General features: G+C 57.8%; 18 protein-coding genes. 7 read left to right on the top strand and 11 right to left on the bottom strand.

Going from position 1 to position 19,298, the window contains the following annotated elements; genetic code table 11:
- Window positions 1–8: 8 nt before the first annotated feature.
- Window positions 9–1,256 carry an ethanolamine utilization protein EutH gene (eutH, locus tag AOC04_RS07700; protein ID WP_060692096.1) on the bottom strand — a complete coding sequence of 416 codons (1,248 nt, stop codon included), beginning with the start codon at window positions 1,254–1,256 and terminating at the stop codon, window positions 9–11.
- A 484-nt stretch (window positions 1,257–1,740) separates the two neighbouring features.
- Between eutH and AOC04_RS07695 the strand changes: the two genes are divergently transcribed.
- On the top strand, window positions 1,741–2,523 hold the full coding sequence (locus AOC04_RS07695) for a DeoR/GlpR family DNA-binding transcription regulator (RefSeq protein WP_060692094.1): 783 nt from the start codon (window positions 1,741–1,743) through the stop codon (window positions 2,521–2,523).
- 56 nt (window positions 2,524–2,579) lie between these two features.
- Here AOC04_RS07695 and AOC04_RS07690 read toward each other — a convergent pair whose 3' ends face one another.
- The 5 genes from AOC04_RS07690 to ftrA all read right to left on the bottom strand — a co-directional run bounded on the left by AOC04_RS07690 (window position 2,580) and on the right by ftrA (window position 8,722).
- Window positions 2,580–3,995: a glycerol kinase gene (locus AOC04_RS07690; RefSeq protein ID WP_060692093.1), complete on the bottom strand. Its 1,416-nt coding sequence runs from the start codon at window positions 3,993–3,995 to the stop codon at window positions 2,580–2,582.
- Window positions 3,996–4,021: 26 nt separating this feature from the next.
- Complete coding sequence (locus AOC04_RS07685) at window positions 4,022–5,260, bottom strand: NAD(P)/FAD-dependent oxidoreductase (protein WP_060692090.1); 1,239 nt, start codon at window positions 5,258–5,260, stop codon at window positions 4,022–4,024.
- Window positions 5,247–6,656, bottom strand: a complete 1,410-nt coding sequence (locus tag AOC04_RS07680) for an NAD(P)/FAD-dependent oxidoreductase (protein ID WP_060696902.1) — start codon at window positions 6,654–6,656, stop codon at window positions 5,247–5,249. Before AOC04_RS07680 ends, AOC04_RS07685 begins: the two co-directional genes overlap by 14 nt.
- Window positions 6,657–7,243: 587 nt before the next feature.
- Window positions 7,244–7,675, bottom strand: coding sequence for a hypothetical protein (locus AOC04_RS07675; RefSeq protein WP_060692088.1), 432 nt, complete (start codon window positions 7,673–7,675; stop codon window positions 7,244–7,246).
- 51 nt (window positions 7,676–7,726) lie between these two features.
- Window positions 7,727–8,722 (bottom strand): transcriptional regulator FtrA, encoded by a 996-nt coding sequence (ftrA, locus tag AOC04_RS07670; protein WP_060692086.1) that lies wholly within the window; start codon window positions 8,720–8,722, stop codon window positions 7,727–7,729.
- A gap of 107 nt (window positions 8,723–8,829) precedes the next feature.
- Here ftrA and AOC04_RS07665 point away from each other — a divergent pair, with 107 nt between their 5' ends.
- The 4 genes from AOC04_RS07665 to AOC04_RS07650 all read left to right on the top strand — a co-directional run bounded on the left by AOC04_RS07665 (window position 8,830) and on the right by AOC04_RS07650 (window position 12,839).
- Window positions 8,830–10,368, top strand: coding sequence for an MFS transporter (locus tag AOC04_RS07665; protein ID WP_237178897.1), 1,539 nt, complete (start codon window positions 8,830–8,832; stop codon window positions 10,366–10,368).
- 365 nt (window positions 10,369–10,733) lie between these two features.
- Window positions 10,734–12,065, top strand: a complete 1,332-nt coding sequence (gene gltP, locus AOC04_RS07660; RefSeq protein ID WP_060692083.1) for a glutamate/aspartate:proton symporter GltP — start codon at window positions 10,734–10,736, stop codon at window positions 12,063–12,065.
- A gap of 115 nt (window positions 12,066–12,180) precedes the next feature.
- Window positions 12,181–12,552 (top strand): hypothetical protein, encoded by a 372-nt coding sequence (locus AOC04_RS24025; protein WP_171970596.1) that lies wholly within the window; start codon window positions 12,181–12,183, stop codon window positions 12,550–12,552.
- A gap of 89 nt (window positions 12,553–12,641) precedes the next feature.
- On the top strand, window positions 12,642–12,839 hold the full coding sequence (locus AOC04_RS07650; RefSeq protein ID WP_060692082.1) for a hypothetical protein: 198 nt from the start codon (window positions 12,642–12,644) through the stop codon (window positions 12,837–12,839).
- A gap of 27 nt (window positions 12,840–12,866) precedes the next feature.
- On the opposite strand, the gene AOC04_RS07645 is transcribed toward AOC04_RS07650, so the two are convergent.
- From AOC04_RS07645 to AOC04_RS07625, 5 genes are all read right to left on the bottom strand, one after another.
- Window positions 12,867–13,127 carry a hypothetical protein gene (locus AOC04_RS07645; protein ID WP_060692080.1) on the bottom strand — a complete coding sequence of 87 codons (261 nt, stop codon included), beginning with the start codon at window positions 13,125–13,127 and terminating at the stop codon, window positions 12,867–12,869.
- A 130-nt stretch (window positions 13,128–13,257) separates the two neighbouring features.
- On the bottom strand, window positions 13,258–13,767 hold the full coding sequence (locus tag AOC04_RS07640) for an anti-virulence regulator CigR family protein (RefSeq protein WP_060692078.1): 510 nt from the start codon (window positions 13,765–13,767) through the stop codon (window positions 13,258–13,260).
- 275 nt (window positions 13,768–14,042) lie between these two features.
- Window positions 14,043–15,287 carry a saccharopine dehydrogenase family protein gene (locus tag AOC04_RS07635; RefSeq protein WP_060692077.1) on the bottom strand — a complete coding sequence of 415 codons (1,245 nt, stop codon included), beginning with the start codon at window positions 15,285–15,287 and terminating at the stop codon, window positions 14,043–14,045.
- Window positions 15,288–15,315: 28 nt separating this feature from the next.
- Window positions 15,316–16,413, bottom strand: a complete 1,098-nt coding sequence (locus tag AOC04_RS07630; protein WP_060692075.1) for a carboxynorspermidine decarboxylase — start codon at window positions 16,411–16,413, stop codon at window positions 15,316–15,318.
- 434 nt (window positions 16,414–16,847) lie between these two features.
- On the bottom strand, window positions 16,848–17,417 hold the full coding sequence (locus tag AOC04_RS07625; RefSeq protein ID WP_060692073.1) for a DJ-1/PfpI family protein: 570 nt from the start codon (window positions 17,415–17,417) through the stop codon (window positions 16,848–16,850).
- Window positions 17,418–17,830: 413 nt separating this feature from the next.
- Between AOC04_RS07625 and AOC04_RS07620 the strand changes: the two genes are divergently transcribed.
- Both AOC04_RS07620 and AOC04_RS23390 read left to right on the top strand, forming a co-directional pair.
- Window positions 17,831–18,418: a helix-turn-helix domain-containing protein gene (locus AOC04_RS07620; protein ID WP_060692071.1), complete on the top strand. Its 588-nt coding sequence runs from the start codon at window positions 17,831–17,833 to the stop codon at window positions 18,416–18,418.
- A gap of 119 nt (window positions 18,419–18,537) precedes the next feature.
- Window positions 18,538–19,194, top strand: coding sequence for an AAA family ATPase (locus AOC04_RS23390; protein ID WP_073514959.1), 657 nt, complete (start codon window positions 18,538–18,540; stop codon window positions 19,192–19,194).
- The last annotated feature ends 104 nt before the right edge of the window (window positions 19,195–19,298 follow it).

Genomic DNA, 19,298 nt, shown 5'->3' with positions numbered 1-19,298 from the left:
GTCCGGTTTCAGGCAGGCTGGATCGACGCAACACCAAACTGATCGGCAATTTGCGCCCGTGCCTGCTCCTCGGCTTCATAACGTTGAGCGGCTGGCACGGAGATACGGATCGCGATCGCGACCGCCAGCAGGCCGCCGAAAAGTTTGCCCAGCAGAATCGGCATGATCAGCGTCGGCTGGAAGTTCGCGGTGAATGCCAGGTGATCGCCAATGGTCGCCTGAGCGCAAACACCCAGCGCCACACACAGGACTTTGTCCCTGGCATTCATCTTCTTGAACAGGTGATACACCGCAATGATATTGGCGAACACCATGATGAATGCCGCGGCACCATTGGCCGAAAGCCCGAGATGCTTGCCCAGCACTTCCATCGGTTTTTTGCAGTAGCGCTGAAACAGGTAGCAGATCGGAAATGTGCCCGCGAGCATGATGCCGATATAACCGGCAATTTCGATGGCGCGGAACAGCTCCTTCTGATCAGCAAACATCGGATCGAAGCCCCATACGCCAAAATTCTTCATGAAGAAACCGGTGAAGTGCTCCACGATTGCCAGGGCCAATACGATCTTGATGAAAGCATCCATCAATTTGCCGAAGATCAGAAAGCCGGACACCATCAGCGAGGCCTTGTAGCGCAACCCGCCAGCCAGCAAAAAACAAAACACAAACAGCGGCGCGAGCAACTTGAGACAGCCGACGAAGTCCAGTGTCAGGTAGTGCAGTGCGGGGGCGGTGGTGGACACGACTTCACGTACCGGCAGATTGAATGCGGTGATCATCATCAGCGATGCCAGCACTGCAAACGGGATGCTGATCAAACCGGCCATCGCACCCAACGCCAGATACTTGTGGTCTTTACGGTCAAGCATCATCAAGCCGACCGGGATCAGATAAACGATGGTGGCGCCCGAGGTGTAGCCGACAATCATTGCGGTAATCCACATGTCGCGGTTCGCCGCCAGAGCATCGGCCAACTGGTACCCGCCCATGTCCACGGCAATGATGGACAGCGCGGCAATCGAGACATCCGAGCCCATTGCACCGAAATAAGGCCCCAGAGCGACTTCGATGAATTTCGACAGGTACGGGATTGCCACCATGATCCCTGCCTGCGCCAGAAACACAGGACCGATCGAGTGAATGCCGTTCACGAACTCTTTACCAAGGCCGCTCTCTGGCTTGAGCACCGAGGCGAAAGCCCCGACAACGGCACCTATCATGATCAGATAAATTACGTAATTCCCGAATTCCGCCATTGCCATCACCTGTGCTGAATCAAATGCTTGAACGGGCGCAGCCAAAGCTGGTCGCACCAACGAATGAGCGCTGAGGCTCATAAACCGATTGCTGGATCGTTCGCGAAAATCCACCGGGGATCAACCGAAGCGACCAGGACTCAAATACCCTGTTTTGTTTGTGCTTCATCGTCTGCACGCTGTGTATCTGCGCCCAAAGGTTTCACTCACGCCGTATTAGTAACCACTTCGCATGCCATTTGTTGTTTTGATGTGGTTTTGATCGTTAAACCCACTGGAATCGGTCATTTTTATTCCGTACTCTTGAGCGACCCCTTGAAAGCAATGGGCCAGCGATGTGTGGCGGCAAAGGTGAATACCAAACGCTGAAGTCTTCCATGGCGAGCAGCTATTCACTGACGTCGTTACCCCGGCATCATTTGTGTGCCCGGGTAACAGCAATGCGCGGCCAAAGAGCATTCGCGTAGCACTGAGAGGATTGAACATGCGCCCCAACGAAAGACGACAACACATCCTTGAACTGCTTCGTCAGCGCGAGCGGATTTCGGTCGACGAACTGGCACGAACCCTGAGCACGTCACAGGAAACCATTCGCAGGGATTTGACCTCTCTGGCCGAGGATGGGCAAGTCACCAAATTCCATGGCGGTGCATCGCTGCCACCCTGCGGCGAACACGAAAACGCGTTTCAGACACGGATGAACGAGTTCTCCCAGGAAAAACGGGCAGTGGCCAAATATGCGGCAGGGCTCTACGCACCCGGCGACAGCATCCTCATCGACACGGGCACCACCACCTTGTTTTTTGCCCGGGACCTGGCGCGCCTCAATCGCATTACGGTGATTACCAACTCACTGCAAATCGCGGCTAGTATTGGCGCAAGCGGCAATCGAGTATTTATGATCGGAGGGGAATATCGCCCCGAATCGGAGCAGAACACCGGCGCACTGGCCATGGAGCAAATCGCCAGATTTAACGCCGAACATGCCGTGGTGACGATTGGTGCGCTGAGCACGGACGGGGCTTTTGACTTTTCGATTGAGGAAGCGGAAATCACCCGGGCGATGATTGCGCGTACACGCTACCTGACCGTCATTGCAGACTCTTCGAAGCTGGGCAAAAGAGCGCTGTTCCAGGTGTTCCCGCTGGAGCGGATTGACCGGCTTGTGATCGATCGAAAACCCATGGGTGAACTTGCCAAAGCATTGGCCGACGCCCGGGTTGAGGTGCATGAGGCCCCCGCCCTGAACAAACCCGACTGGCCATGAATGATCGAGGGGCGAACGCGGTTGTCTGCCCCTCGCTGAATCCGGTTGCCCGGCATCTAACGCCAGTGGGTGCAGCGCTTCACGGCATCGGCGAAGGTAGCTCGCCATTGCAGCGCCTCCCCGGCGCTGGCTTTGGGTCGGAACGTGGTACTGGTGTTGCGCGGGGCTTTGAGTTCGACACCTATGCCTTTAGCGGCCAGAGCGGCACAACCGAAGGCAGTCAGTTCGTCAAAACGCTGGGTGACAATGCTGCGTTGCAAGGTATCCGCGAGAAACTGGGCAAAATAGGGGCTGCGCGCCAGCCCGCCGTCGATGGATAAATGATCGGTCACATTCAAGAAATCATCCATGGACGTGATCACTTCAACACTGCGCAACGCAACGCCTTCAAGCAATGCCTGGCACATGTCCTCGCGTGTCGTACCGCCATTCATGCCGACCCAGAGCGCTGCTGCACTTCGATCCCAGTGCGGGCAGCCGAGCCCGGACAACGCAGGCACAAATGCCAGCTGCCGGGAAATGGCTGGCGGCTGATCAAAAGCCGCAAGCTGCGAAAAGTCCGAGAACAAGCCGAGCCGCCCTGCCCATTCGACCGCCGCGCTCGCATCATAAACGCCGCCATCCATGGCATAGGTCGGCTTGCCGTTTATCTGCCAGGCGATGGTTGCCAAAAGTCCCTTTTCCGGAGCCCTGATAATTTGCTCGCCGGTCAGGGTCAGCGCGAATGCACCGGTACCGAAGGTAATCTTTGCATCGCCTTCTTCACGGCAACCGTGACCATAGAGAGAGGCCTGCTGATCGACAATGGATGCCGTTACCGGGGTCACCCCAATCTCGCCAAAGTGGCCGACGGTATCGCGGATTTCAGGCAGCGTCTCAATGGGCACGCCAAATAATTCGCACAGCTCGCTGTCCCATTGCCCGGTAGACAGATTCATCAGCGAGGTTCGCGATGCGGTGGTGACATCGGTGGCAAAGACACCGGTGAGGCGATCCAGAAAGTAGGCATCCGTGGTACCCAGACGCAACCGGCCCGCTTTCAGGGCGTTCTGGGCGGCGGGCAGGTTTTGTACTATCCAGGCGAGTTTGCTGGCCGAAAAATAAGGGTCCAGCGGCAGCCCGGCCCGCTCCAGGGTCAATGTCTCGCCGCCGTCACTGCGCAGCCTGGCGATCTGTGCAGAGGTACGATTATCCTGCCAGACGATGACCGCAGATAAAGGCTCTCCGGTCCTGGCATCCCACGCCAGACAACTCTCCCCCTGATTGGCGATCCCGATGGCGTCCACCTGGCCCGTGGCTTCCAGGCACCGCTCAATGTTGCTCAGCAACTCAAGCGGATCGTGCTCTACCCAGCCCGGCTGTGGATGGTGCTGCTGGTGACGGAGCGACAGCTGGATGTCGGCCGAGCCATTTTCGGTCACCACCAGCACCCGGGTGCTGGTGGTGCCTTGATCGAGAGCGGCAATACGCATTTAAAGTCTCCTCGCCGTATGGGTTGTTATTGGCCGACAAAGTCGACTTCGAGTTGCTGCACGCCCTTTGGCACATTCAAACTTGCAATCGGCACCAGCAGCCGGCGCTCCGGCAGGCAGGAGCCGGCACGCGACCAAAGTTCCTTGCCATCCGCGCGCACCACCAGACGCCCTTTGACTGCCTTGCCCACCCTCATTTGCAGGTGCGTCATACCGGCTACTGAAGAGAGGTTCAAGCGTTGTGGCACACACAGTTTCAACCCGCCCTTGCAGATGATTGGCACCCCATGCTCTGCATCCGGAAGCTGGCCGTGCATGTCCTTGACCATCATGGCGGCTATTTTACGGCCCTCACGGAACGACCAGCCTGCGGTTTCGACAGGCCGCAACAGGTTGCCCGCAGCGAAGTACACCGGATCGGAACAGCGACCGTACTGGTCAATTTCCGGCCCGCCACTCTTGAGATCCAGCTTCAGATTGCTCATTCGCACCAGGCTGGACTCAGGGATAAAACACCCGGTAAGCAACACCCCGTCACAGTCCAGTTGCCTGACACTGCCATTGGCCAGCCGCACGCTTGCGCCCTCTACCCGGCCGGTGCCGTGGATCTCCAGCAACTGCGCACCGAAGTACATGGGTACCCCGCACAGCCTGGGGAACAGGGACAACGGCCAGCGGGCCGTGGCCCTAGCATTGCTCTCGATCATCGCCACGGGCTTGATTGCGGCACGACGGCAGCTCAGCACCGCAGACAGACTGACCAGCTCGGTCCCCACAATCAATGGCCGCTCGAAAGGCTTGAGGTGTTCAAGGTAGAGATAGGAATGCAAGGCCCCGGTATTGATGACCCCGAGCGGGCGATCGCCCCCTACCAGGCGGGCAGAACGCGGGGTTTCCCTTGCGCCTGTGGCAATCAGCACGCGACCGGCCTGGATAATGATTGCCTTGTCGGGCGTTGCAACCTCCAGAAGGCCATCGTCCCCCAGCCGGGTTACCGAGTGTTGAAGCCGAATATCCACGCCGGCCTTTAACGCCTCATCCACGTTGCGCCGGGCGTAATCGGGACCGGTATAAACCCTTGCGTATTCGCGCAAGCCAAAAGGCGGATGCCCGCAATGGCGCGGTATGCCGCCCGCTTGCGGCTCGCGCTCAATCACCACCACTCTGGATACGCCAAGCCTGCGCAGCTCTATCGCAGCCGAAAGGCCCGACGGGCCACCACCGACAATGGCGACATCAACGTACTGGATTTCAATGGGATTCATGACAAACACCTGTAGCGAGGGGAATGGCCAGATGGCCGGCGCTTAGCTCAGCTACCCGGGCCCCACAATAAAAACCCTGACAGCGCCCCATGCAGGCACGGGTGCGGCGCTTCAGCCCCCCCAGATCGCCGGGTGGAAGTGCACTGGCCAGAGCATTCTCGATTTCTCTGAGGGTGACCATTTCACAGTGGCAAATGATTTCCCCGTAGCCGGGGCGCTGATAATCCCGCGGCAAATGTTCGGCAAGGTTAGGCAGCGCCGGCCATTGCAGGCTGGTAGCAGGGAGCGGCACATGGTGTTCCTGGTAAAGGCTGAACACGTGCTTTGCGATCCCCAGCGCAGCGGTCAGCCCCGTTGAGCGAATGCCGCCGACGGTCATCCAGTTTTTACCTTCGACCCGGCCCACCCGATACTCTTTCTTGTCACTTGCAGGTCGCAGCGCGGCGTAGGTTGCCGTGACAGGCATGCCCTCGAGTTGCGGAATACGCTCAACCGCAGCATCCACCAACTGTTGCAGCACCTCGCTGTCCAGCCCTGCATGAATCCGGTCTTGCTGTTCTTCGGCCGTAGGCCCGACCAGCAGATTGCCGTAGACCGTGCGGGTCAGGACGATGCCTTTGGTTCGTTCATTCGGAACCGGCAAGATGATGTTCGTCAGGTAGCGGGCTGCTGCCTTGTCGAACACCACAAATTGGCCCTTGCGCGGATGGATCGAGAAGCTTGACTGGCCCAGCAGCTTTTGCTCCAGCACATCGCCGAACAAACCGGCGCAGTTGATGATGGTCTTGCCACGGATCATCCCGGCAGTGGTCTCCAGAGACCAGATCTGACCATCAAACCGGCCGCCGTCGACTTGTGTATTGAATTTCACTTCAGCGCCGTGCATCAGCGCCTGCAGCAGATAGCCCAACGGGGCCGACCACGGATCAATCAAAAATTCACCCGGGACCCTGGCCGCCCCCAGTGCGTTCAGTGCCAGGTACGGTTCCAGGGCGTGCACCTGTTGGCGATCGATCAACGAGACGTCCGCGACACCGTTGTCATGGGCCTGCTGAACAATCCCCTGCAGCTTGTGCAGGTCAGCCTCATTCCAGGCCACGACCATTGCCCCGGTTTCCAGCAGGGGCAGCGACATTTTCGAGCGAATATCCAGGTATTCCCGGTAGCCGTCTTTCATGCACTGCAGTTCGAGACTTGCGGTCGGCGCATCGAAGCCGGTATGCAAAATGGCGCTGTTGCCTTTGCTGGCGCCGGAAAGGATGTCAGGGCTTTTCTCCAGAAGGAGCACCCGCGCGCCTTCGAGGGTAAAGCGCCGTACCATCGCGCATCCCACAACGCCGCCGCCAATAACGACAACGTCGTAGGCATCGGTCTGATTCGGGAATGGTTTCGTCATGATCAAGCCTGTCTGGTGAAGTGGCAGCATCTGTAATGCCTGCAAGACTGCATTGCATATGCCATTGACCGATTCGGGGTTGGAATGACCGATTGGCAGCCACTATTCACTCGCCAAACGAACGCCCCTGGAATGCCGTGATGCCGGGGCCGCAATCAAGTCTCTCTCAATAGCCAATGGTTACTGCGTGCAGAGGGTCCAAGAGGAGATTTTTGAGCGCTAACAGCATGCTTAGCAGATCGCCAGACCGGAGTGTCACTCAGTCAAAACCCAGCGACGCCAACAATTATGTGGAATCAGTCAATAGGTCAAAGAAGCGTTACGAGGCTACACAACGCAGCAGGCAGTCGTTACCTTTGCACACTTTTAAGGCTATAAGCCTTGTTTCATCGGGACTGCAGATTGAAGCGGCACTGGCGTAACGCACAATTCTGCGATCGAACTACATGGCCGAACCTGCACGCCTCAGTCGATACCGGTCAATAAATACAAATTTTATGCCCGATATGAGAGAACAAACCACATAGCAACACAGTTGAAGAAACGACAAGGCACCGGACTGCAACCCTCCACTGATGGGTATTTGTTCACACAAAAGTGCGCAGCAGACGAACCGCCGAGCGCTGTTTTGCGGTTTCCTCTGCGCGCAGAGGTCTTTCGCAATAGTGCCGACTCAGATAAAGGATGACGTCATTTCCGTCAGGCTCGTCGGGGTATGCGGGGTGTTCTGCTATCTCTGACAGCAAGGCCCGGGAGACGGGAGCAACATGAAAATGTACGTTGAAACCCGGGGAGAAACCCAATTTGTAAAACACCACCTTGTAGGGCGAATACGCCTTTACCAGCAGGCACTCCAGGGTTTTCATCATTAGCCCCAGGGATGACAGCGCCTGGTCGCTTAAATCGCTGAGGTCGGATGCGACCTGTACCGATGACATGATCAAGTAGCCGTCGTAACGGGCATCTCGCCGATGAGTCACTGCCCAGTGGCTGTTGCTGCAAACCTCTTGCTCGTCCATGTAGATCCCGTTTAATGACCTGTCGAGGTGAACCGCCTTGGCGCGCTCTATTCAATCAGCCGGCACTGCCCGCCCGAACTGTTTGCGATAACAGGTAGGACTGCTCCCCAGTTTGTTGCGAAAGTGGTGGCGCAAGTTCTCTGCCGAACCCAGCCCGCATTGTTCGGCAATCCGCGGTATGGACAATACGCTGGTCTCCAGCAAGACCTTGGCACGCTCTAGCCGGACCCCAAGCAACCAGTCGCCGGGAGTGGTGCCGGTGGCATCGTGAAAGCGGCGCAGGAAGGTGCGGCGGCTCATGTTGACGATGCGGGCTAAATGCGCAATATCAATTTCGCTGTTCGGGTGCGCCCGCAACTGATCCAGCAGGGGCGCCAGGCTGCTGCCGGGTTTGACGCTGACGGGTTGCTCAATGTATTGCGCCTGACACCCCAACCGGTGCGGAGGCGTCACCATGCGCCGGGCGGCGCGGTTCGCAGCGTCAGGGCCAAAGTCGCGGCGGATCAAATGCAGGCAGGCATCGATCCCGGAGGAGCTGCCCGCGGACGTCAGGATGTCGCCCTCATCGACGTAAAGCACCGAGGGCTCAACCTGGATATCCGGGTAGGCACGGGCCAGGGCCAGGTGATGATGCCAGTGGGTAGTGGCACGCTTGCCCGCCAGCAAGCCGGTGGCTGCAAGTACAAAGGTGCCGGCACAAATCGTGACAATCCGGCAGCCCCGGGCACTGGCCGCCCTCAATTGCTCAAGCAGTTCTGCGGGCACGTCCGGTGCAAGGTCGCGCCAGCCCGGGATGACAATGGTGCCGGCCTGCGCCAGTAACTCAAGCCCTCCTTGCACAACGATCTGCACACCCCCGAAGGCCCTCAGCGGTCCCGGCTCCACAGCAGCAACCCGCAGATCGTAGAGCGGTGCCTTGCGCTGCGGATCATCGCGCCCGAATGCCTCGATGGCGGTGCCGAACTCGAAAGTGCACAGCTGATCGTAAGCCAGTACCACCAGCATGGCGTTAAAGGGGGCAAGAGTGTCATCAATGAGTTTTGGCATGAAATTGACGATACATGGCCTTTATGCCGATTTCCACCCGTGCGCCCTCCCCTGATCATCGCTGCCTGAACTTGAACCCATGGAAGTCATGCAGCATGAAGGAATCGATGAGAGCGCCAGTAACGTTGGCGGCGGTATGCCTGGCGGCGATGATGTTCGGCCTGGAAATATCCAGCGTGCCGGTGATCCTGCCAACCCTGGACACCCAGCTCGGAGCCCGTTTCAGCGACCTGCAATGGGTCATGAATGCCTACACCCTGGCCTGTACCACGGTGTTGATGGCGGTCGGCGCCTGGCTCGACCGCTACGGTCGCAAAACCCTGTTTTTAACCAGCGTGACGCTGTTCGGTCTGACCTCGCTGGCCTGCGGGCTTGCCGACAGCGCGCCACTGCTGATTGTCGCCAGGGCTTTGCAAGGAGCCTGCGGGGGCGCGATGTTGATTTGCCAGATTTCCATTCTGTCCCGACAGTTCGCCGATCCCGTCAGCCGCAGCAAAGCCTTTGCCTGGTGGGGTGTGGTGTTTGGCGCAGGGCTGGGATTGGGGCCTGTGATCGGCGCGGGGATCGTTGCCCTGTCGAGCTGGCAATGGGTGTTTCTGGTGCATGTGCCGTTGGCACTGCTGACCGCAGCCCTCGGCCGGGCAGGTGTGCAGTCGTCACGGGATGCTCCCGCAGGCAAGCTTGATAGCCTCGGTATCGTGCTGTTGGCGTTGAGCGTTTTTGGCTTGACCTACCTGATTATTCAAGGCCCCCAGCCCGATATGTCGAGAGCGACGGTCTGCTGGGCAGCACTGGCCACGCTGTTGACCTTCATGGTTTTTCTGATTTCACAAAAGCTCAACCCGCAACCGGTGATCGACTTTTCGGTATTCCGGATCCGGCAATTCTCTGGGGCACTGCTGGGATCCATGGGCATGAATTTCAGCTTTTGGCCGTTAATGATTTATCTGCCCATCTACGTCCAGACAGGCATGGGGCTTAGCGGGCTCGAGGGTGGATTGCTGCTACTGGCTTACACCCTCCCGACCTTGTTGATTCCACCGCTGGCTGAGCGACTGATGCTCACCCTCCACCCGGGGGTGATGATTCCCGCCGGAATGCTGGCCATAGGTGCAGGGCTGATAGTGATGGCTACAGGTGTCGCGAACCCGCAGTGGCTGCTGGCGTGCATGACCGCCGGTTGCTTGCTGGCGGGTACCGGGCTTGGCCTGACTAATACCCCGGTGACCAATCTCAGTACCGGGTCCGTGCCCCCGGCCAGGACAGGCATGGCATCCGGCATGGACATGAGCGCGCGGATGATATCGCTTGCGATCAACATCGCCGTAATGGGCTGGATACTGGTGGAAGGGATTGCTGCCAGCCTGCGCCAGACCTTACCTGGTACGCCTGACCCGCTGGCATTACAGGCCGCAGCGCAAACCCTGGCGGCCGGCAAGATCGAAGTGCCAGCCGCTATCTTTCACGCGGCCCTGAACCAGGGTTTCGGCTGGGTACTGGTGTATGGCGCCAGCAGCGTATTGTTGCTGGCGCTCGCCAGCTTTGCGGTGTTCAGGCCATGGTCGAACATGTCATCGGCAACCCTGCTGATGGCTTCAGCATCTGCAAATACCGGATCGGGCAGCGGCAATACCGCCAAAAACTAACATAAAGGCCTTTGTGCAGGGCTCATCGGCCTTGGCTTTAGCCCTTGATTTGGCCAACCAGAAAACGCTTCACCCTGATCTGCGATGGCCGGATTCCGGCACTTATGCCCCCCGAAATGGCGTATTCGAACCGTTGCCGGCAGAGGTATTGCTGGACAAATCCCATGCAGTTTCAGCATGGGGTAGGCATTTACAGCATTAGACGGCGCCCTCGCGCATTGGAATAGTCGCGCCGCCCTGGGCACCTGCCAGAGAGCTGCAGGCGACCCTGTCCGGGGGCACATACTCAGATTTTTGCGCCAAAGAGCGTTCCGGCTCGGGCACCCACCTACGTAAAACTGAAGTAAAGGTAAAAGAAAAATAATATGAAGAAGGCAAAACTTAGCCTCGCCTGGCAAATCCTCATCGGTCTGGTACTGGGGATTGCAATCGGCGCCCTGCTTAACCATTTCAGTGCCGAAAAGGCCTGGTGGATCAGCAACGTTCTGCAACCTGCCGGTGATATCTTTATCCGTCTGATCAAGATGATCGTGATCCCGATCGTGATTTCCTCGCTGGTTGTCGGGATTGCAGGCGTCGGTGATGCGAAGAAGCTTGGGCGTATCGGTCTTAAAACCATCCTTTACTTCGAGGTGGTGACCACCATCGCGATTCTGGTCGGCCTGGTGCTGGCCAACGTGTTCCAGCCGGGCACCGGCATCGACATGAGTACACTGGGCACGGTCGATATTTCCAAGTATCAGGCCACTGCCGCTGAAGTGACCCATGAGCACGCCTTCATTCAAACCATCCTCAATCTGATTCCGTCGAACATCTTCGCTGCCATGGCTCGCGGTGAGATGCTGCCGATCATCTTCTTCTCGGTACTCTTCGGCCTCGGCCTGTCGAGCCTGAACGCCGAGCTGCGTGACCCGTTGGTGAAAACCTTCCAGGGCGTGTCCGAGTCGATGTTCAAAGTCACGCACATGATCATGAACTACGCGCCAATCGGTGTGTTTGCGCTGATCGCCGTGACCGTTGCCAACTTCGGTTTTGCGTCGCTGGTGCCGCTGGCCAAGCTGGTGCTTCTGGTTTACTTCGCCATTGCCTTCTTCGCCTTCGTGGTGCTGGGCCTGATTGCTCGTCTGTTCGGGTTCTCGGTGATCAAGCTGATGCGCATCTTCAAGGACGAGCTGGTTCTGGCTTACTCCACTGCCAGCTCTGAAACCGTGCTGCCGCGGGTGATCGAGAAGATGGAAGCCTACGGCGCACCGAAGGCTATCTGCAGCTTCGTGGTACCGACCGGCTACTCGTTCAACCTTGACGGTTCGACCCTGTATCAAAGTATCGCGGCGATTTTTATCGCGCAGCTGTATGGCATCGACCTGTCGATCAGCCAGCAATTGCTGTTGGTACTGACCTTGATGGTCACCTCCAAAGGCATCGCCGGCGTACCGGGCGTGTCCTTCGTAGTGCTGCTGGCAACCCTGGGCAGCGTGGGTATTCCGCTTGAAGGCCTGGCCTTTATCGCCGGTGTTGACCGTGTGATGGACATGGCGCGTACCGCCCTGAACGTGATTGGTAACGCCCTGGCGGTACTGGTGATTTCGCGTTGGGAAGGCATGTACGACGACGCCAAGGGCGAGCGTTACTGGAACTCGCTGCCGCACTGGCGCAGCAAGGAAGCCCTGCCGGCTGGCGAGGTTTCTGACAACTGATACCCAAGATACCCGCCCCCCTGCTCGCGAGCCGTGCTCTGCGCGTTGAAAAGCTCGCGAGCAAGCTCGCTCCTACAGGGGGGCGTATGCTCGTGAAATCCGGGCCGCAAAGGCTATGTCCACAAACGGCGTTTCCTCAATGGTGGACGACTTTGGCATCCGGGTGCATGACAATATTCTTCTGTCCGGCTCGGTATCGATGTTGATAGCATCGCGCGCTTTACTCAGCCTCCAAGGGAATCGAAAAAACATGAATAGAGAGCAGGTTCGTACCGCCATTTGGCTGGCGCTGATCACGTGCGTGATTTCACTGCTTTCGGCGTATGCCCAGACCGATCCCAATAGCGCTGAGGGATGGCTGATCCAGTCCAGGCTTATGGCATCCCTCTGGCTCGAGTCTCTGCCGCTCGCAGCCATTCTGGTGTTGATCCTTGCCACCCCCTGGTATCTGGTGAAGCTTTTCAAACGCCTGCGCAGCAAGCAGTAAGCCCCCTCGATAGTCGCCCCGAAGCAAACCGCAGCACAGCCGATATTCAGCGGCCATGACGTTAGGGGCAGCACCAGCAGGAATCACCCATGCCAAACAAGCCGCCCGCCAAGACAGTAACCGCTGCCGATATAGAAAGATCGATACAGGCGCTCAACAAAATGGCTGAGCGCCTTTGGGGGGATGGCAGAGAAGCCGAGGCCAAAGCCCTGCTTGATGCCCTGGACGCTTTAAATCGGGCTCTGGACAGGATCCGGATTGGCGAAAATCGCCGCACGCTTCACTGAGGGTTCACTGCGGGCCCGCCTCTTCGGCTACTGACCTTTTTGCGAGTTCACAACATCCTGCAGTGCTTTATTGGTGAGGCTGATGCACTTCTGCGTATCACCTTCAGCCTGTGCTTTTTGTGCCTCAACTCGCGCATCACGTATCTGCCCGAGCAGTGGCTGCCCCAGCGTGCTGGCTGTGGCTTTGTAATCGGATAATTTCTGCAGATTGATGGCGCACAAATCTTCGGCTGCAAAAATCGGAGTTGCGACCAGGCCCGCCAGAACAAATAAAACTGACCGTTTCATAAGGCTCTCGATAATTCAAGGAGTGGAGTTTCACTATAGCCGGGGTTTGTGATGTACACCTTTGAACAGGTCATGCACCGGCTCCTGCGCTCCCGGTGCATGACTACTGCGGCGGGGATGGCCCGTTGTTTCAATTGAACGCGCCATTGACAATTTCATAGATGAGCCCGGATGCAAGCGACACCAGCACCAGCTCCGTGCCTGCCTGGCGCCATTCGTAGCCCTCATAACGCGGCAGGCGACCCTCCAGCCGGGAATCAAGCCTTTGGCCGATGCCGGGCGGCAGAGGCTTGCCTCGCGCCAGGTTTTTTTGAATGCCGGGTGGCAAGGCCGGACCCGGGCGCCAGTAGTCCCGATGACCACCGATAATGCCCCGGGCACTTTCATAATTGACGCTCGGGCCATGGCCCCGGTCGCCCTTTCCCGGATGCCCGTCGTTGGCGTCATGCCCACTTGGCCCGCCCTGCTTGCCGTGGTCGTCCGGGTGGCCAGGGTTGTCCTGGTTGCCATGCCCCTGGCTATTTGGCGGGCCGCCCTGCCCGCCCCCGTTACCGTTACCGGGGTCGGCCAATGCGCCAGCGCAGCTGCAAGCCAATGCAAGGCAGGTGAAAGCTGAAATCAGTTTACGAGAAGTGGACATATGCACATCCTGAGAAAGCGGGTTAACCACTGTAATGTAAACCTGTAATACGCTTTTGGTTCACTTTACAGCGCCGCATCAGGCCACGCAGGACAGCGCCTGCTGCAGTACTGGGGGGAGGTTGGCGGTAGCAGGACAGAAGATCACTGCTCAGGGGGGGCAAAACTCAAGGCTGCATACATTTAACAATCGGCTTCAATCAAAACGCCGCTTAATAAGCGGCGTTTTGCGTATCGTGGAACCCGGGTCTGAGGCTCACCTGTTATTCAGGCGACTCAGGCGTTGCGGTTCCATGGACGATCGCCATTCTCGTCCTTGATGCGGGTCGGCAGACCCATCACATCCAGCGCGTTGAGGAACGGCTCGGCCGGTAGCTCTTCGACGTTGACCATGCGCTGCACGTCCCATTCGCCACGGGCGACCAGAAGTGCTGCCGCTACAGGCGGCACGCCAGCGGTATAGGAGATGCCCTGGCTGTCGGTTTCTGCGTAGGCTTCTTCATGGTCGGCGACGTTGTAGATGAACACCTCGCGTGGCTGTCCATCCTTGGTGCCCTTGACCAGATCGCCGATGCAGGTCTTGCCGGTATAACCGGGAGCCAGCGAGCTCGGATCCGGCAGGACGGCCTTGACCACTTTCAACGGCACCACTTCCAGGCCCTCGGCGGTCCTGACCGGCTGCTCGGAGAGCAGGCCGAGGTTTCTCAGCACGGTAAACACGTTGATGTAGTGTTCGCCAAAGCTCATCCAGAACCGCACGTTAGGCACGTCCAGATTCTTCGACAGCGAATGCACTTCATCGTGGCCGGTCAGGTACAGGTTCTGCTCACCTACGACCGGCAGGTCGTCAGTGCGCTTGACTTCGAACATGGTGTTGCTCGTCCACTGGCTGTTCTGCCAACTCCAGACCTGTCCGGTAAATTCACGGAAGTTGATTTCAGGGTCGAAATTGGTAGCGAAATACTTGCCATGTGAACCGGCATTGACGTCGAGAATATCGATCGAATCAATGCTGTCGAAATACTTTTGCTTGGCCAGCGCAGCATAGGCGTTGACTACGCCCGGATCGAAACCTACACCGAGGATGGCGGTGATGTTCTTCTCTTTGCATTCCTCGAGGTGGTTCCACTCGTAGTTGCCATACCAGGGCGGCGTCTCGCAGACTTTGCCCGGCTCTTCGTGGATGGCGGTGTCCAGGTAGGCCACGCCGGTATCGATGCAGGCACGCAGCACCGACATGTTGAGGAACGAGGAACCAACGTTGATCACGATCTGCGATTCGGTTTCCTGGATAAGGGCCTTGGTCGCTTCCACGTCCAGGGCGTTTAGCGTGTAAGCCTTGATTTCGGCAGGCAGTTTGAGGCTGCCCTTGGCCTTGACGCTATCGATGATGGCCTGGCATTTGGAGATGTTGCGCGACGCGATAGCAATACGACCGAGTTCGTCGTTGTGCTGCGCGCATTTGTGGGCCACCACCTTGGCGACACCTCCTGCACCAATGATAAGAACGTTCTTTTTCAATTGCTTTATCTCTCCTTTATCCGCCAGCTTATGAAAGGCTGGACAGGTAGTCTTCGTAACCAAATTCACGAACCACTTCGACTGTACCGTCGAGTTGTTTCACTACGATGGACGGCATTTTCAGGCCGTTGAACCAGTTTTTCTTGACCATGGTGTAGCCCGCTGTGTCGATGAACGACAGCCGATCGCCGATGGTCAACGGACGATCAAATTGGTATTCGCCAAAAATGTCCCCGGCCAGGCAGGACTTACCGCACACCATGTAGGTGTGTTCACCGTCGCTCGGTGCCAGCTTGGCGTTGAGGCGATAGATCAGCAGGTCCAGCAGGTGAGCTTCGATAGAGCTGTCTACCACGGCCAGGTGCTTGCCGTTGTAGAGCGTGTCGAGCACGGTGACTTCCAGCGAGGCGCTGTTGGTGATCGCCGCTTCGCCCGGCTCCAGGTAGACCTGCACGCCGTACTTTTGGGAGAACGCTTTGAGGCGGGCGCAGAACGCGTCCAGTGCATAGCCTTCACCGGTAAAGTGGATGCCGCCGCCCAGGCTGACCCATTGGACTTTGTGCAGCAGCTCACCGAAGCGTTCTTCGATGGTGCACAGCATCTGGTCGAACAGGCCAAAGTCACCGTTCTCGCAATTGTTGTGGAACATGAAACCGGAAATCTGATCGATGACGCCTTCGATCTTCACCGGGTCCCATTCACCCAGACGGCTGAACGGACGCGCCGGGTCGGCCAGCAGGTAGTCGGAGCTGCTGACTTGCGGGTTAACCCGCAGACCACGGATCTTGCCTTCGGAGCGCTCGGCAAAACGCTGCAGCTGGCCGATGGAGTTGAAGATGATCTTGTCGCAGTTGGCGAGCATCTCTTCGATTTCATCGTCGGCCCAGGCGACGCTGTAGGCGTGAGTCTCACCTTCGAACTTTTGGCGGCCCAGCTTCAACTCGTACAGCGACGACGAAGTGGTGCCGTCCATGTATTGCTGCATCAGGTCGAATACCGACCAGGTGGCGAAGCACTTGAGAGCCAGCAGAGCCTTGGCCCCGGACTGTTCGCGCACATAGGCAATCTTTTGCATGTTCGCCAGCAGTTTCTGTTTATCAATCAGGTAGTACGGCGTTTTGATCATTTCGAGGCGCCTCCAGCAAGGCCAGCCAAAAAAGGATGCGCATTGTGCCTTCACTAACAGGATATCGAAAGAGCAAAAACCAGTTCCCGGTGCCGCCTGGCTGAACGGGATGTAAGCGCATGCGGCACCCTGGAGCCCGATAAATTAAACCGCCTGTGGGTCAGGCAGTTTACAGCGGTGCCTGATTACGGCGGACATTTGGCGGGTAGATCACAGGAGTTGAACACTTGGCGGGCAGGTTTGCGTTGCATGAACGCCCTGTCGTCCAGCCAGGGTCAGGACGCCACAGCGGGAGTCGACACAAGAAATAGTCCGGATAAACAAAGCATTCTCATGGGTGCCAGCAACGAGTCAAAAACCGGATTTTTCAACACGACCCGCAAGAGTGGCTAATTAAAAGCAGCATCTGATCGGCGCTGCGGATGACCAGGCGCTCACTCATGTTCCGCCGCCAGCATTGACCTGAATTGCGCAATGATCTCTGTCGATAGCCCGGCACCTTCAAACACTGCGCAGGTAAAGCTCACCGGAGCAGTGCCAGGGGCCGTGATGATGCGATCAGCGGCCACCGCTGCGGGGCTGCTTGTATAAAGCCCTGCCCCTTTATAATCAGCGGCGTTGTGTTGCAAGAACTCAGCACTGTTCGAGGTATGGGTCACCGTGTCGAGAAGCCCTGCCCTTGCAAGTGCCAACGTTCCACCACAGATACCCGCAAAGATGGCGCCACCTGATCGACTGGCGTGTAGAAAATCTCCAAGATGCGGTGCATCTGCACTTTCCCAGATCATTCCCCCAATGACGGCAACTACGTCCGGATTCCAGTCCAGACATTGCTGCAAGGTGCCTTCGACGGTGACTGCCAACCCACCCTGCGATCGGAACTCTCCCGTAGCGGGAGCAAAAAACCTGACATCGATTCCATAAAACGCAGAACCGGTTCCTGCGATCAAAGCGTATTCCCAGTCCGCAAAACCGGGGGTCAAGATCAAACTCACACGTGCCATCAGTCAGAATCCTCCATGAATATCGTGAACATAAATCGCTGAACAGGTAACTGCCTACGGGCTGTGCACACTCAGAGCGGTCCGCAGAATAACCGCTGGCAATGTTGTTCAGCCAATTGCGTGGCAACCAGCAACGACCGCCAGCCCTCGGGCTCCTGCCAGTGCAGGTACACCCAAAAGCAGCAAAGTCGCAACACAAACCAGCTCACGGGACCTGCCCGCTGGAATCATATCTATGACGAGTGTGTGACTTCATTACCCATTGCTTCCCTGGCGCTGGCATCACCGTGAACTCAGGCCCACCCCGTGCTGGCTATCGCACGGCAACACCAATAATATAATGAACGAATGACCGCCATACTGAACACTGCATACCCGAGCGTCAACCCGATTAAGGACGATTTGAAAAACAAATGACCGATATAACGAACGATAAACTCGCAATCCACCTGAGTCGAATAGATCAACTGGCTCTATCGATCAGACGCGAGCGCCTGGCAGCCGGGCTTTCAGTGACAGAGCTGGCAAAACGCGCCGGGGTGGCTAAATCGACCTTGTCCCAGCTGGAGTCCGGCCTCGGCAATCCGAGCATCGAAACGTTGTGGGCGCTGGCCATGGCCATGGGTTTGCAGGTCACCCGGTTCTTCGAGCAACCGCGGCAGAATACGCGGGTCATTCGTGCCAATGAGGGCTCGACGGCCTATACCGAGAACGGCAACTACGCGGCGACCCTGCTGGCGGACTGCCCGGCAGGGGTACGGCGCGATATCTATCGGCTCGAGGTGCAGCCCGGCGCATTGCGCCAGTCTCTACCCCACCCGCCAGGGACTGTGGAACATGTGGTGCTGTGCAGCGGCAGCGCTAATATCGGCCCGGCCAATGAGCCGGTGCTGCTGCATGCCGGCGACTACATCAGTTACCTCGCCAATGCGCCCCACGTGTTCGAAGCCCTCGAGGCGGATACGACTGCCGTGATGGTGATCGAGCATCCATTAGGATGAACCTGAGGAACCGCTTGCCCTTTGCGGCCAGAATGAAGTGAAAACGACACCTGCACCGAACTGGACGGGGTTCTGGCTTCTGGTGGAAGACGGCGCAGGTTCAAGACGGTTTAAACAAAATGATCGAAGAGCCACCACGCTACATCCTGATTACTGGTGCCGCAGGTACAGGCACAACCACCCTGGCTCGGGCCTTGGCAGCCGAGTGGCAGCTGGCGCATCTGGAAGCAGATGATTATTTGTGGCTGCCCAGTGACCCGCCCTATCAGCATCTGGCTGATAAAGACCTGCGCGATGAGCACTTGCTTGTGCAAATGCGCTGCGCAGCCAGGGCCGTGGTTGCCGGCTCCATCATGGGCTGGGGTCAGGCCCTTGAAGATATATTTGATCTCGTGGTATTTCTTGCCCTGCCTGTGGAACTGCGGCTGGAGAGACTCGAACGTCGGGAAATCGAACGCTTCGGTCGCGCCAAACCGGAGTTCCTGGAGTGGGCGGCTCAGTACGAGGATGACAGCGCTCCGGGCCGCAGCCTGGCCAGACATCAAGAGTGGCTGTCCAGACGTAGCTGCCCTGTACTCCGGCTAGAAGGTGACATCTCTGTTGCGCCGCATACTGGATGTCATCCGCGACCCGAGCCAGCCTCGGGCCTGAGCGCTGTGATCACGCTCGGGCCTGCGCCGATAAGCAGCAGCACTGCCATAAGGAATACCGGCGGGACTTGCTCGACCTTGGCTAGCCTCAATCCTTCGACTTCTGCGACCAGCCTATGGCCATGAATACGCTACCGGGTATCCAAAGTCCGGGAATTGAAGTCGCCAGGCCTGTAGTAAACATCGATATCCCGACCACGAATAATGGCTGCTTGAATGCCTTGTCCATA

Origin of the sequence: Pseudomonas versuta, assembly GCF_001294575.1 — a bacterium.
GTDB lineage: Bacteria > Pseudomonadota > Gammaproteobacteria > Pseudomonadales > Pseudomonadaceae > Aquipseudomonas > Aquipseudomonas versuta.
Note: the sequence above shows the minus strand (reverse complement) of the source record. Positions and strands in the feature narration are given on the sequence as shown.